This is a genomic window from Verrucosispora sp. WMMA2044, from assembly GCF_027497155.1.
GTDB classification, from domain to species: domain Bacteria; phylum Actinomycetota; class Actinomycetes; order Mycobacteriales; family Micromonosporaceae; genus Micromonospora; species Micromonospora palythoicola.
Genome location: NZ_CP114913.1, coordinates 5,873,958 through 5,887,465, shown reverse-complemented (window position 1 = coordinate 5,887,465; position 13,508 = coordinate 5,873,958). Strand labels below are relative to the sequence as shown.

The 13,508-nt window shown below is 71.2% G+C and carries 11 protein-coding genes; 5 read left to right on the top strand and 6 right to left on the bottom strand.

Annotation, left to right across the window (positions count from 1 at the left end; genetic code table 11):
• Positions 1 to 21: 21 nt before the first annotated feature.
• Both O3597_RS26750 and O3597_RS26745 read right to left on the bottom strand, forming a co-directional pair.
• A complete protein-coding gene (locus O3597_RS26750; RefSeq protein ID WP_164449589.1) occupies positions 22 to 363 on the bottom strand; it encodes a hypothetical protein in 342 nt (113 codons plus the stop codon).
• The gene (locus O3597_RS26745; RefSeq protein ID WP_099852692.1) at positions 360 to 752 is read right to left on the bottom strand and encodes a YbaB/EbfC family nucleoid-associated protein; all 393 of its coding nucleotides are present in this window, start codon (positions 750 to 752) and stop codon (positions 360 to 362) included. Before O3597_RS26745 ends, O3597_RS26750 begins: the two co-directional genes overlap by 4 nt.
• Before the next feature lie 151 nt (positions 753 to 903).
• Between O3597_RS26745 and mycP the strand changes: the two genes are divergently transcribed.
• On the top strand, positions 904 to 2,202 hold the full coding sequence (gene mycP, locus O3597_RS26740) for a type VII secretion-associated serine protease mycosin (RefSeq protein WP_281602766.1): 1,299 nt from the start codon (positions 904 to 906) through the stop codon (positions 2,200 to 2,202).
• 91 nt (positions 2,203 to 2,293) lie between these two features.
• Here the strand turns inward: mycP and O3597_RS26735 are convergent, their stop codons facing one another.
• The 3 genes from O3597_RS26735 to eccB form a co-directional block, all read right to left on the bottom strand.
• Positions 2,294 to 2,584, bottom strand: coding sequence for a WXG100 family type VII secretion target (locus tag O3597_RS26735; protein WP_164449590.1), 291 nt, complete (start codon positions 2,582 to 2,584; stop codon positions 2,294 to 2,296).
• A 15-nt stretch (positions 2,585 to 2,599) separates the two neighbouring features.
• Positions 2,600 to 2,929, bottom strand: a complete 330-nt coding sequence (locus O3597_RS26730; protein WP_164449591.1) for a WXG100 family type VII secretion target — start codon at positions 2,927 to 2,929, stop codon at positions 2,600 to 2,602.
• A gap of 156 nt (positions 2,930 to 3,085) precedes the next feature.
• On the bottom strand, positions 3,086 to 4,513 hold the full coding sequence (eccB, locus tag O3597_RS26725; RefSeq protein ID WP_164449592.1) for a type VII secretion protein EccB: 1,428 nt from the start codon (positions 4,511 to 4,513) through the stop codon (positions 3,086 to 3,088).
• 137 nt (positions 4,514 to 4,650) lie between these two features.
• On the opposite strand from eccB, the gene O3597_RS26720 reads away from it, so the two are divergent.
• Positions 4,651 to 5,397, top strand: coding sequence for an SUKH-3 domain-containing protein (locus tag O3597_RS26720; protein WP_281602765.1), 747 nt, complete (start codon positions 4,651 to 4,653; stop codon positions 5,395 to 5,397).
• Positions 5,398 to 5,405: 8 nt separating this feature from the next.
• Here the strand turns inward: O3597_RS26720 and eccD are convergent, their stop codons facing one another.
• Positions 5,406 to 6,794, bottom strand: a complete 1,389-nt coding sequence (gene eccD / locus O3597_RS26715) for a type VII secretion integral membrane protein EccD (protein WP_164449595.1) — start codon at positions 6,792 to 6,794, stop codon at positions 5,406 to 5,408.
• Between the two features lie 129 nt (positions 6,795 to 6,923).
• On the opposite strand from eccD, the gene eccCa reads away from it, so the two are divergent.
• From eccCa to O3597_RS26700, 3 genes are all read left to right on the top strand, one after another.
• Positions 6,924 to 10,886 carry a type VII secretion protein EccCa gene (eccCa, locus tag O3597_RS26710; RefSeq protein WP_281602764.1) on the top strand — a complete coding sequence of 1,321 codons (3,963 nt, stop codon included), beginning with the start codon at positions 6,924 to 6,926 and terminating at the stop codon, positions 10,884 to 10,886.
• A 132-nt stretch (positions 10,887 to 11,018) separates the two neighbouring features.
• Positions 11,019 to 11,639: a hypothetical protein gene (locus O3597_RS26705; RefSeq protein WP_164449597.1), complete on the top strand. Its 621-nt coding sequence runs from the start codon at positions 11,019 to 11,021 to the stop codon at positions 11,637 to 11,639.
• 31 nt (positions 11,640 to 11,670) lie between these two features.
• Entirely contained in the window at positions 11,671 to 13,416 is a 1,746-nt protein-coding gene (locus tag O3597_RS26700; protein ID WP_281602763.1) for a hypothetical protein, read from the top strand.
• Positions 13,417 to 13,508 lie beyond the last annotated feature (92 nt).

The following is a 13,508-nucleotide window of genomic DNA, read 5'->3' as shown; positions in this document are numbered from 1 at the left end:
CGACTCGTAGCGGGTGAGCTGCTACTTGTCGTCGCCGCCGAACAGCGTCTTCACCATGTCGTCGGTGTCGACGGTGCCCTCGACCGCGCCCTTGACGGTGGGCCCGAGCACCTCGACCAGGGGCACCAGATCCGCTGTGAGGTCGAGGACCCGCTGCGCCGGCTGATCGTCACCGCCGAGGTAGTTCTTGTTGAACTCGTTGCCCGGCTCGTCGTCACCCCAGGGTCGCCCACCGTTGAGCGTCCCGATGGTCGCGGCGAGATTCTGCCAGGTCATGGCGAGGCGAGCACCGGCCGCACCGAGCTCATTGGCACCCTCCAACGCGGCGTCGGGCTTGACGAAGGTCTCGCGTAGCTCGCTCATCGCCGTTCCTCCCCGGGCAGTTCGCTGTCCAGTTGACGGAAGATGCCGTCGAGATCGTGGTCGATGTACGCCTGAAACTGACTGTCCGGTACGAACGGTCGGACCAGCTTCTCGACCTCGGCCATGGCCTGCTCGGTCGCCCGCCGGATCGTCTCGGTGACGGTCGCGGAAAGCTCCTTCGAGTTGGGCCGGCGGTAGATCCGCGGGTCGAACTCGACCTTCGTCACCTGGCCACGGGGGCCGACCGTGACGGTGACCAGGCCGTCTTCGGAGGTGACGGTGGCCTTCACCGTCTTGAGCTGTTGCTGCAGGTCGCCGACGCCGGAGCGCATCCGCTCGAACTGCGCCATCAGCTCGTCGGCACGGGCGCGCAGCGCCTGTACGTCCATGGCGTGTTCCTCCCCGCGCAGGTCCCATCCGCCGCCCACGCCCGGGCGTGACAACTCGACCATACTGAATGGGCACGACATCGGGGTGCCCGGTCTGGAGGCCACCCGCCGCTAGGATGCAGCGGGACCGGTTGACGGGAGGCGTGCAGACATGTTCCGGGACCGTCCTGTGACGACGTTCGCACTGGTGAGCATGCTGTTGGCCACGACGCTGACGATTCCCGTGGCGAGCCCGGCGGCTGCCGCACCGGCGATTTGCGATAATCCGAGCGATCCGGGAGAGGTCAACACCGAGACGCCCTGGCATCAGCGGTGGCTCGCCCCGCAGCGGGTGTGGCCGTTCAGCACCGGATCGGGAGTGCGAGTCGCGGTCGTCGACTCCGGCACCGACAGCAGCCATCCCCAGTTGGCCGACCGGGTGGCCACCGGCTTCGACGCCCTGCGCGGCACCCCGGGTGGCGATGTGGACTGCGTGTCTCACGGCACCGCCGTGGCCAGCATCATCGCCGCCCGCCAGCAGGACGGGGTCGGCTTCCACGGTCTGGCGCCGGATGTGACGATCGTGCCGATCCGGGTCAGTGAACGCAACGCCAACGAGGGCCCGGGCGCGGGCGGCGACACCGTCACCGGGGCCGTCTTCGCGCAGGCCATCCGACGCGCCGTCGACGACGGTGCCGACGTCATCAACTTGTCGGTGACGCTGTACCAGCCGGACCCGGACGTGGAACAGGCCGTGCGCTACGCGCTGGAGAAGGACGTCGTGCTGGTCGCCGCCGCCGGTAACCAGCATCAGGACGGTGCCCGCCCGGATCCGCTGCCCTACCCGGCGGCCTACGACGGCGTGATCGGGGTGGGCGCCATCGACCAGTACGGTGCGCGAATCCGGCAGTCCCAGATCGGGCCGTACGTGGACATCGCCGCACCAGGCGGCGCGGTGGTGGCCGCCACCCGGCTGGTTGGGCACAACACCTACGACGGGACCAGCTTCGCCGCCCCGATGGTGAGTGCGACCGCCGCCCTGATCCGCGCGGCGGAGCCGAACCTGTCGGCCCGGGAGGTCGCCAAGCGGATACTGGCCACCGCCGATCCGGCCCGGGGTGACGCCGCACGCGGCTACGGCAGCGGGGTGGTCAACCCGTACCGGGCGGTCACCGAACGGCTCACCACCGGGGAACCGGTGGCTCAACCTCCGCTGCCCGACGTGCCGTACGACGCGGCGGCGCAGGCTCGCGCGGAGCGCTGGGCACTGTTCGGTCGGCTGGCGCTCTGGATCGGCCTCGCGCTGGCCACGGTTGCGGTCGGAGTCGCGGTGCTGGCCGCACTGCTGCCGCGTGGCCGCCGCACGCGGTGGCGCCCCACCCGCCCCTCGGCCTCTCCCCCGACGGAGCCGGAGATCGACGAGCCGGAGGAACTCTTCTTCCGGGTACCGAGCTCGATGCCGCGCGGTTGAGGCGGCCGCGCCGATCGTCGGACGGCTGCTTGTGGTGCAGACGACGATGGCCCGGCGCGGGCCGGGCCATCGGGTGCTGCGGTGCTGGTTCTCAGCCGCCGAACTTCGCGCGGTTGGCCGCCTCGCGGGCCTGCATCTTCCCGGCCGACTCGCGCAGCGCCTTCTCGATCCGACCGAGCAGGTCACGAAGGTCGTTGGCGGCCGACTCCCACTCAGTCTGCCGCTGGAAGTACGCCTCGCGGGCGTCACCGTCCCAGGTGGCCAGCAGCGGTGCGATGCCGGACTTGAGCCCGTCCAGTTCTCCGGTCAGGTTCCGGACCGCTCCACTGCAACTGTCCGCCGCGGCGTTCAACCCGGCGAAGTTGTACCGAATCTCCGTCATGAGTCTTCTCCCCCGTCAGAGCTTCAGCGCCGCGGTGATCTGGCCGGCGGTGGCACCCGCACTGTCCATGTCGGCCCGGATCTCCTCGTCGCTGACGTCGTAGTCCTTACCGGCAGACCCGACCGCTTCGGCGATCGCCCGCAGCGCTACGTTGAGGCGGGCCATGTCCTGGTCGAACCGCTCACGCACCTGCTGGAAGGAACCGGCACCCGCGCCCCTCCACTGGTCGTACAGCGGCGCGAGCTGGTCCATCAGCGAGTTGAGATTGCTGGTGAGCCGATCGGCGACGGCATCGACGTCACCCTCGGTCTTCAGCATCAAGCCGGTGTCGGTGTTCATCGACATGGCGGAAGTCACCCCCGTCCTCAGTTGATCGCCCCGATCCATCGGGGCGCCCGGTCAGTCGGTGCTTGCGCACCATCGTCGTACGAACGGTAACGGGTCGTGTCCAGCCCGCGCTAGACCGTGACGCGTTCCGCTTCTCCATTGTGGCTGGTCAGGTCATTCCGGGTCGAGCGCGAGCTTCGCCGTCGTGGGATCGAGTACGGGACCTGCGGGCAGCCGGACCACCAGGCTGGCGGGCAGGCGTACCGGCTGCACCTCCGAATAGCCGAGGATCGCGGGCACCCCCTCGGAGGCGAGCGGGTAGCGGTGCCCCAGGTCGGTGACCAGGTTGAGGGTGCCCGTCTCCTGGTCCGGAGAGGAGACCGCGGCAACCAGGACGCCGTGACCCGGCTCGATGACGACCCGGTCGGCGAGCGGGATGCCGTCACCGGTCTGCTCACCGGTGCGCACCGGCTCTCGCACCGGTTGAACCTGCGCGTCGAGCAGCAGCTTCGGCTCGTCCGCGCCCGGTTGGTAGGCCGCGCAGATGGCCGGCTGGTCTCCAGCCAACCGGGCGATCTCCGGCCGCTGCTCCGGCGCTCGATGCCGGCCCTGGGCCGGCGCACCCGCCTTGGGCGCCGCAGCGGCGGTACCGGCAGCCAGTTCGATCGGGTAGGGCCTCGCCCCTCCCGGGTAGGCCAGCTGCGTCTCCGTGTCGGCCATCACCACATCCGCCTGGAGCGGGGTGATCGGCACCAGGCGCGTCCGCTCGGCGAGATAGTACTGGCGGCTGCCGCCCTGACTCTCCACCACGAAAACCTGACCAACCCGGGCGTCCGGCAACGCGGTCGAGGATGCTCCCCGGTCGGCCACCCGTCGAGGCGCGATCGGCTCACCGGCCGGCAAGGCGTTCAGCCACGCACCACCCACCTCCACCACCGGCTCAGCGCTCAGGGTGAGACCCTCCAACACGATCTTCTCGCTGCGGATCTCGTACCGGTGGTCGTGCCAGACCAGGTGCAGCCGGTCCGTCTTGCGGTCGCGTACCAGCAGTGCGCTGTCACCCGGATCCCGTCCACCGCCGGGTGCCCGCCCGACGGTGAGCACGGTGGTCGCGACGACACCACCGGCCGCGTTACGCGCCGGCTGGGTGCAGAGAGTCCAGGGCCCGTCCAGAATGCGGCTGGCCGGGGGCAACGCGTCCGGGGCGAACGGGATGCCGATGCGCGGGCCACGCGGGGTGCCGACGAGCGAATTCCGGGAGACCGAGACGGTCGGTGCCGCGGTCTCCATCGCCAGCAGCGCGGAGGCGTAGTTGAGCACCGGATGCAGCCGGCCCTCCCGGTACAGGTAGCGGGTGCCGGTCTCCTTCTCCAGGATGACCGCGCCGCCCTCCTTCCACTTGGTCGCGCCGCCCGGCCGCAACAGGCCGTACACCCCCACCGCGGCCAGACAGAGCACGGCCACCATGACGCTGGCGAAGCCGGCACCACCCAGTCGCCGGAACGGTGCCGCCTCCGGATCGGGCTCGCGCGCCACCAGCGCGGAGGTCATCCGCTGAACGAAGAACTGGTACGACTGGACCTGGTCCCGCCGCGACGGCATGGCAGCCTCCCCTGGCGTACGCCCGCACGGTCACGAGCGCCGGACCGCGGTGCCTACCATAGGCACGGCGTCGAGCCGCCCGGTGCCCGCATCCGGTGTCGGCCGGCGGAACCGACGACGGCAGCCCGAGGAGTCCGATGATCAGCCGCGACGAGGCCCTGGCTATCGCCCGCGAATGGGCCCGTGCGGGCAGACCGGGTCCCGCACCCGAAGTGGACCTTTACGAGTTCGACCTGGGCTATGTCGTCTGGCGCGTTCTCCCGGCCGCGCCACCGACTGAAGGGCCACCCGCGCCGCCCTCTGCCACCGGGTATCCCCTAGTAGTCGTCGATCGGCAGACCGGCGAAGTGTCCAAATGGCGTTCACTGCCGCCGTCGCTGGTTGCCGAGGAGTACACGCAGCACCGGGCCGCCGAGGGACGTTTTCCGCCCGACGTGCGGCACGTGTTGGGCAAAGCAGGCTGGTATCCCGGCCGAGACGTGACCTCGGCGGTGAACCACTGGATGGTCCGCTTTGCCGACGAACTGGCCGGGCTTGAGTGCTCACCCGTCGCCCGAGCCGCGCTCGTCGAGTTCGGTGGTCTCCAGTTGCCGCAGTTCGGCGGTCACGGCGAGCCCGGCGGCGGTTACATGAGTTTCATCCATCCCACAGTCGGTGGTGTGGTGACCGACAAGGCGCATGCGTTCTCCGAGGATTTCGAGAATCCGGTTTTTCCGCTCGGCAACAACGAGGACGGGCCGTCCGAACTGGTCGCCGACGCGCAGGGGCGCGTGTTCATGCTGCACTGGGCCGACGACTTCTTCGTCGGCCCCGACATCGACACCGCCATCGTCAACCTGATCCGAGGTACCGAGATGTCCGAGGCCAGCGACCGGGACTGGTGACGGAGACGTCAGCCGTTGATGGCCCGCATGAACGCGTACAGGCCCAGCACGCTGCACGCGACCGGAACCACCGCCAACTGGAGCAGGATGTCGAACACGTCGCCGAGCCGGGCCAGCCGGGGTGACGGGGCACGTCGGCTGTAGGCGAGTCCGGCGGCAGCCGACAGTCCGGCCGCGACCAGGGCCACCGGCAGCACGGCCAGCACCCGGGCCCCGGTCGACGCGTCGGCCGCACCGATCAGGGGCAGCAGGCCGAGGCCCACCAGACCGACGGCCAGCATCGGCACCCGGTGCCGGACCGTCGAGACCAGTCGGGCACGCAACAGGTAGCCGAGCGAGATGATGCCGGCGAGCAGCAGGGCGGAGAGCGTGCCGGTCGCGGTGAGGACGATCAGACCGGCGATGGTGACGACGAAGGCGCCGAAGATCATGCCGGTGAAGACCTCGTCGGCTCGTGCGGTGGCCTGGTAGATCACTTCCCGCTTCGGCTGCGGCTCGTCGCGCAGCAGGTCCGCGGCGGTGCGCGGCAACGCCGGCATCGGCATCTTGCCGAGCCGTACGGAGAGCAGCGGCATGGCCGGCAGCAGCAACACCACCGCACCGACCACGATCGCACTGCCCTGTGCGGCGTCCATCGAGCCGAGCGCGATCAACCCGCCGACCATGCCCCAGAAGCCGACGAAGACCGCGGCCACGAAGACCCTCGTCGCGTCACCCACGCCGAGCAGCCCGAGCAGCCCGGAGAGCAGCAGCACGGCGGAGCCGAGCAGTACGTGCGGGGCGCCCAGTGCCCAGACCGACTCGCCGGTGCCGATCACCAGCACGCCGCCGACGAAGGCGTAGGGCAGCCCGGCGGCGGCGACGACCGCACCGGCGAGCGAGTCGGCCATCGCCCGGGACAGCACGATCCCGCAGACCAGCAGCAGGCCGGCCGCGCCGAGCGCCACCGCACCGCCGAGCCAGCCGGGCTCCTCGGACGTCACGATCACGACGAGGCCGAGCAGGAGCAGCACGCCGGCCACGATCAGGCCGGTCAGCCGGGTCGCGAAGGGACTCCAGGCCACCCCGCGCCGTCGGGCGCCGTCGGCGACGGCTTCCATCAGGTCGTCGTACGCCAGCTCGGGCCACTCGGTGCGGCGCGGCACCAGGTGCAGCGTCTCGCCGTCACGGACGTTCTGCGCGGCGAGCGTACGGGCCAGGTCGACCGGACTGCCGTCACCGCGGCGCAGCATCCAGCCTCCGTGGCTGGTGCCGTCCGACGGCTCCTCGTCGGCCTGTCGGAGCACCGCGGGCAGCAACCCGACGAGCGGCAGGTGCTCGGGCAGGGCGAGATCCAACCGGCGGTTGGGGGCGACGACGGCGATGCGCGCGAGTCCGGTTCCGGCCTGGGTGACCACTATCGACCCCTCGGTACGAGGAGCGGGCCGGCGGCCCGCGGCTGTCCTGACGGGCAAAGGCTACCTACCATGTGCCGGTGACGCGGGGGCGGTTCACCGCGGCGCACCGAGGCGACGGAGGTCTGTCACGTGAGCACGGTGGTCGTCAAGCGACCTGCCCGCCAGCCGGAACCGGAGTACCCCTCCGGCGAGGTGCTGCTGGACGCGCCGCCCGAGGTGCCCGCGCCGAGCGGCAAGGCGTGGGGGCAGATGCTGATGCTGCTGCCGATGCTCGCCGGCTCGTTCGCGATGGCCCTGATGTTCGCCGGCCGGGGCGGGTCGACCCTCGGGTACGTCACCGGTGGCCTGTTCGGACTCTCCGCCATCGGGATGCTCGGGTCGCAGCTGGCGAACAACTCCGGCGGACCGGGCAAGCAGGAGATGCTGCAGAAGCGCCGCGAGTACATGACACATCTGTCCCGTCAGCGGCGCCGGGTGCTCAAGACCATCCGCAAGCAGCGGGAGGCGGCGTTCTACCGGCACCCCGACCCGGACATCCTCTGGTCACTGCCACTGGGCCCCCGGCTGTGGGAGCGTCGTCGTGGCGACGTGGACTTCGCCACCGTACGCATCGGTCTGGGGCCACAGGAGCTGGCGACTCCGCTGGTGCCGCCGCCGGCCACGTCGCTGGAGAAGCTGGAGCCGATGTGCGCCCTCGCGCTGCGCCGGTTCCTCACCACCTACGGCGAGGTGCCGGACCTACCGGTGACCATGGCACTCAACGGATTCGCCCGGGTGCACCTGCGCGGCGACACCGACGCCGCCCGGAGCATGGTCCGGGCGGTGCTCGCCCAGGCCACCGCGTTCCACGCGCCCGACGACATGCTCGTCGCGATCTGTGTGGCGCCGGACCGGCGGGCGGACTGGGAATGGACGAAGTGGCTGCCGCACGCCCTGCACCCGTCCCGCACCGACGCACTCGGCCAGTTGCGCCTGGTAGCACCGTCGGTCACCGGCCTGGAGGCGATGCTCGACGACGTGCTGGCCAGTCGGCCCCGGTTCAACGCCAGTGGCGGTACGCCCCAGGTCGCCGGGCCGCACGTGCTGGTGGTCATCGACGGTGGCGACACCGCCGGTTCGGATCATCTGATGACCGAGGGCGGGGTGGAGGGCGTCACCCTGCTCGACCTGTCCACGCCGGCGCCTCGGCTACTCGATCGGGCGCGGCTGGTGCTGGAGGTGGCGGCGGACCGCGGTTTGCACAGCATCACCGTGGACGGTCCGGCCGAAATCGGCCGGGCCGACGAGTGCCGGGTGGCCGAGCTTGAGGCGTTGGCCATGCAACTGGCTCCGCTGCGCCTCTCCGCCGCCTCGCGGGGCGGGGGCGACACTCCGCTCACCTCCGAGCTGGGCCTGGCCGAGCTGCTCGACATCGGGGATCCGTACGAGTTCGAGGTCGACCGGGCGTGGCAGCCGCGCCCCAACCGCGACAAGCTGCGGGTGCCGATCGGGGTGGGTGCCGATGGCGGACCGGTGGAGCTGGACCTCAAGGAGTCGGCGCAGGACGGCATGGGCCCGCACGGGTTGCTGATCGGCGCGACCGGTTCCGGTAAGTCGGAGCTGTTACGGACCCTGGTGCTGGCGCTTGCGGCGACCCACTCCTCGGAGAGCCTCAACTTCGTGCTCGTCGACTTCAAGGGTGGTGCCACCTTCACCCGGCTGGACGGCCTACCCCACACCAGCGCGGTGATCACCAACCTGGCCGACGAGTTGCCGTTGGTGGATCGGATGACCGACTCCATCAACGGCGAGCTGGTCCGTCGGCAGGAGCTGCTCCGCGCGGCCGGCAACTACGCCTCACAGCGTGACTACGAGAAGGCCCGGGCGGCGGGCGCACCGCTGTCGCCACTGCCGAGCCTGCTCATCATCTGTGACGAGTTCTCCGAACTGCTGACCGCGAAGCCGGACTTCATCGACATGTTCGTGCAGATCGGTCGGGTCGGTCGGTCCCTCGGGGTGCACCTGCTGCTGGCGAGCCAACGCCTGGAGGAGGGCCGGCTGCGGGGACTCGACACGCACCTGTCGTACCGGATCGGTCTGCGGACCTTCTCGGCGATGGAGTCGCGGGTGGTGCTGGGGGCCACCGACGCGTACGAGCTGCCCCGCTCTCCGGGGCACGGATACCTACGATTCGGCACCGAGCCGCTGGTCCGGTTCAAGGCCGCGTACGTCTCCGGCACCTACCGCAGCAAGACGGCGGCGGCGGTCGCGGCCGGCGACGGCGAGGACCGGGTACGCGAGTACACCACCGGCTACGTGGCACCGCCGGTGACCCGCGCCCCCCGGGAGGAGGTGGCGCCGGAGCCGGCCGACGGGGTGGGCGAGAGTGTGCTGGACATCCTGGTCGGTCGACTCACCGGTCGGGGCAAGCCCGCACACCAGGTGTGGCTTCCCCCGCTTGCCGAGCCGCCGACGCTGGACCAGTTGCTGCCTCCGATGACCGCCGATCCCGCTCGTGGCATCACCGTCGCGCACGCCGGCCTGCTCGGCGAGTTGCAGGTCGCGGTCGGCATCGTCGACAAGCCGTTCGAGCAGCGCCGCGACGTGCTCTGGTTCGACCTGGCGGGCTCGGCCGGCCATGCGGTGATCGTCGGCGGTCCGCAGAGCGGCAAGAGCACCCTGCTGCGGACGGTCGTCACCTCCCTGGCACTGACCCACACGCCGCGGGAGGCCCAGGTCTACTGCCTCGACCTGGGCAGCAGCGCACTGTCGTCGCTGCGCGACCTGCCGCACGTCGGCTCGGTGGCGACCCGCCTCGACGCCGGCCTGGTCCGGCGTACCGTCGCGGAACTGCAACTGCTGATGGGTGAACGGGAGCGACGGTTCGCCGAGCGCGGGGTGGACTCGATGGCCGAGTACCGGCGGGCCCGGCGGCACGGCCAGCACGACGACGACCCGTTCGGCGACGTCTTCCTCGTCATCGACGGCTGGGCCACGCTGCGCACGGAATTCGAGGACCTGGAACCGACGATCAACGACATCGCCAACCGGGGTCTCTCCTTCGGCATCCATCTGATCGTGACCGCGAGTCGGTGGATGGACCTGCGACCGGCAGTCCGGGACGTCTTCGGCACCCGGCTGGAGTTGCGGCTGGCCGAAGCCAGCGACTCCAACCTGGACCGACGGGCGGCGATGAACGTGCCGGAGAAGTCACCGGGCCGGGGCATCACGCCGGACGGGCAGCAGTTCCTGGCGGCGTTGCCCCGAGCGGACAGCGCGCAGGAGGCGGAGAGCCTGTCCGAGGGCGCGCGGAAGCTGGTCACCGACCTGGCCGCCGCCTGGCAGGGGCCGGGAGCGCCGCCGATCCGGTTGCTGCCGCCCGTGGTGCCGTACGGCAGCCTGCCCAACACCGGCCGCCCGGGGATCCCGATCGGTATCGCCGAGGTGGACCTTCAGCCGGTGCACGTGGACTTCGCCGCCGACCCGCACTTCATCCTGTTCGGTGACGGTGAGTCGGGTAAGAGCACCTTCCTGCGGGCGCTGGCGCAGACCATCGTCGACCGCAACGAGTTGACCGAGGCTCGGCTGGTCATCGTCGACTACCGGCGTAGCCTGCTCGGCGACATCGACACGCCGCACCTGATCGGGTACGGCTCGACCGCCCAGGTCACCGAGAGCATCGTCACCGAGGTGGCCACGGTGATGCGCGACCGGCTACCGCCGCCGGACATCAACGCCGAGCGGCTGCGGGCCCGCGACTGGTGGAAGGGTCCCGACCTGTACGTGCTCGTCGACGACTACGACCTAGTGGCCGGCGCCGGGAGCAACCCGTTGACCCCGCTGCTGGAGTTCCTGCCGCAGGCTCGCGACATCGGTCTGCACGTGGTCATCGCCCGGCGTACCGGCGGTGCCAGCCGGGCGCTGTACGAACCGGTGCTGATGCGACTCCGGGAGATCAGCACGCCCGGCATCGTGATGTCCGGCAACCGGGACGAGGGGGTGCTGCTCGGCACCGTCCGGCCGGGACCGCTGCCACCGGGTCGGGGTTGGCTGGTGTCCCGGCGCGGCGGTACCCGGTTGGTGCAGCTGGTGCACCTTCCGCCGCGCTCCTGAGCCCGGTACGGGGTTGCCCGATCGGGCTACTCTCGGCCAGAGTGGACTCACTGAGCGCGGCTGCCTGACCCCCGACCAGTCGGAGAAGGAAGCAGCCGCGCCGGCATCGTGTGAGTGAACGGGGGAGGGGACATGGGCGACGAATGGCTCGTCGACGAACAGATCGACGTCGACATCCAGCAGCTGAAGGACTTCGCGCTGGCCATCCAGCGGGAGATGGAGACCAACTTCCAGCCCAGCTTCGACAACGGCCTACGCCCCATGCTCACGGTGCAGGCGCCGTTCGGTGGTGGCGGGATGAAGGAAGCCGCGTTCTTCCGGGGCCGGCACGACGAGAGCCGGATGGCCATCTCCCACCTGATGGGCGACGTGATGAAGGGCCTGGCCGCGCTCAGCACGGCCGCGATGTCCATCTCGGCGGAGTATCTGACCGGGGACGCGCTGGCCCAGGCCACCAACGACGACGTCTACAACGCGTTCTCCGCCGTCGACGGTCAGGACACGCTCAGCGGCCGATGGCAGGAAGGCGCGGAGAACCCGGCCGGCGCGGTGCCGGAGGCGGCGCTGAACCCGGAGCCGATGAATCCCTACCACGGCCTCGACGCCTGCCCCACCGGGGAGCAGAGCGAGGAGACCCCGGAGTGGGCGCGGGCGGAGGTCGTCGGTGAGGGCTCGGGCACGTATCTGATCCACGGTGACGGCGAGCGCATGCATGACGACGATCTCCGGCTAACCCAGTCGGATCTCCGGTGACGGTGTCAGGGGCGAGGCCCGAGGAGCGGGGATGAGCGACGACTACTACGGCTGGCAGCCGGTCAGCTATCCGATGTACTCCGGCGTGTCGGACGACTACGCCGCCGAGCGGGCCGCCGGGGCCACGCCGTACGAGCCCACGGCCTGGGACTCGGTGAACATCGAGCAGATGTGGGAGTACGTCCGCAAGGAGAGTGACGAGCGGACGACGGCACTCGCCGACATGTGGCGGCGAGCGGCGAGCCTGCTGCAGACCACTCGGGACAATCTCAAGCGCCATGCCGACTCCCTGGACGCCCGCTGGCAGTCGCCCGCGGCACGGGTCTTCATGTCCCGCGTGGGTGCCACGCTGCACTCGCTCGACGAGTGGAAGGAGGTGGCCAGCAACAACGCCACCGGCCTCGACCAGCTCGCCAGCAAGATCGGGACTGCCCAGCGGGAGATGAAGACGCTCTGGGAGGAGTACCGGGCCGAGCAGATCCGACAGGGGGAGCGCCGGACCAACGACGAGGGCGTCCAGGCTGTCGACCTCGTCGAATGGGTCCCCGGTGTCACAGGCAACGACGCCAAGTCGTACGAGGACGTGCAGAACGAGTACCACCAGCGCGCCAAGAACATCACCAAGCCGCTGGCGGACCTCTACATCGACGTCTACATCTCCAATATCTCCCGGGGCGGGAAGTTCAAGGGCCCGACGGACGCGGTGATCACCAATCCGTCGAACGTGCCCCGCCCTGGCGGTCCGGGGGCGCCCCCGCCCGGCGCACCCATGAACGGGGCCGCCCCGAACCGCCCGGCCATGCCCAGCCGGCCGGATCTGCCGACCCGACCCGGTGGGGCCGACGCGCCGACCGGTGCCGCGCCACCGCCGCCACCAAATCTTCCGGAGGGCGTCGGTCTGGCAGGTGGCGCCGCCGCGCCGGTCGCCCCACCGCCGACCGCACCGCCGGTGACCACCGCACCCACGGCACCCGTGACTCCCGGTCCGGTGGTGCCGCCGGTGGCCCCGCCCGGGCCGCGACCGGGCAACCCCGGGCTGAACGCACCGAACTCAGCGCGACCGAACGCACCGAGGGCCACCCTGCCGGGTGCGGGTGGTCCCGGCGCGCCCGGTGGCCGTGGGCCGGGGCCCAACCGGCCCACCCTTCCTGGTGCAGGCGGCCCGGCTAGCGGATCCGGCGCGCCGGGTGGCCGGAAAAGTCCCGCACCGAGCCGCCCGACCCTGCCCGGCAACACCGGCGCTGGCGCTCCCGGCGGTGGCCGGGGTCGGCCGGGTCTGGGCAACCGGCCGGGCGCTTCGGCCACTCCGCCGCCGTCGAGTCCGCGGCTGCCCGGCTCCACCGCCCGCCCGAGTCAGCGCGGCGCCGCCCCCGGACGGCCTGCCGCACCTCCGCCGAGCCTCGGCGGTCAACGGGGTGCCGCGCCGGGCGGGCCGCCCAAGGCGAGCGCTCCGCTGAGCGGCAAACCGGCTGCCGGTAAGCCGGTGACCGGCGGAGGCGCTGCCGGTGCCCGACCCGATCTGAGCGGACGCGCCGGTGCGGGCACCGGGCGACCTGCGCCGGCGACGGGGCCGGCTCCGTCGCTGGGCGGTCGACGCGGCGGGCCGACGACGCCGTCTCCACGCAAGGCCGCACCCCGCGACGCAGAGCAGGAGACCTGGGAGTACGGCGACGGTGACGACGAGTTGTGGGTCACCGAGTCCTCCGCCGCTGGTGTGGTGGAGGCCCCTGCCGAACACCGCCCCCGGGAGCAGGGCAGGACCCTCGGCCAGAGCTGAACGCCGTCGGGCCGGTCACCCAACCCTGGGTGACCGGCCCGTACCATGCGGTGACCGTCTATTCGCAGCCGTCCCCGTGGCGGCGCACAGAG

Excerpts from the sequence above, each read along its gene's own strand:
- O3597_RS26750 (WP_164449589.1), bottom strand. The coding sequence starts at position 363 with ATGAGCGAGCTACGCGAGACCTTCGTCAAGCCCGACGCCGCGTTGGAG.
- O3597_RS26745 (WP_099852692.1), bottom strand. The coding sequence starts at position 752 with ATGGACGTACAGGCGCTGCGCGCCCGTGCCGACGAGCTGATGGCGCAG.
- mycP (WP_281602766.1), top strand. The coding sequence starts at position 904 with ATGTTCCGGGACCGTCCTGTGACGACGTTCGCACTGGTGAGCATGCTG.
- O3597_RS26735 (WP_164449590.1), bottom strand. The coding sequence starts at position 2,584 with ATGACGGAGATTCGGTACAACTTCGCCGGGTTGAACGCCGCGGCGGAC.
- O3597_RS26730 (WP_164449591.1), bottom strand. The coding sequence starts at position 2,929 with ATGTCGATGAACACCGACACCGGCTTGATGCTGAAGACCGAGGGTGAC.
- eccB (WP_164449592.1), bottom strand. The coding sequence starts at position 4,513 with ATGCCGTCGCGGCGGGACCAGGTCCAGTCGTACCAGTTCTTCGTTCAG.
- O3597_RS26720 (WP_281602765.1), top strand. The coding sequence starts at position 4,651 with ATGATCAGCCGCGACGAGGCCCTGGCTATCGCCCGCGAATGGGCCCGT.
- O3597_RS26705 (WP_164449597.1), top strand. The coding sequence starts at position 11,019 with ATGGGCGACGAATGGCTCGTCGACGAACAGATCGACGTCGACATCCAG.
- O3597_RS26700 (WP_281602763.1), top strand. The coding sequence starts at position 11,671 with ATGAGCGACGACTACTACGGCTGGCAGCCGGTCAGCTATCCGATGTAC.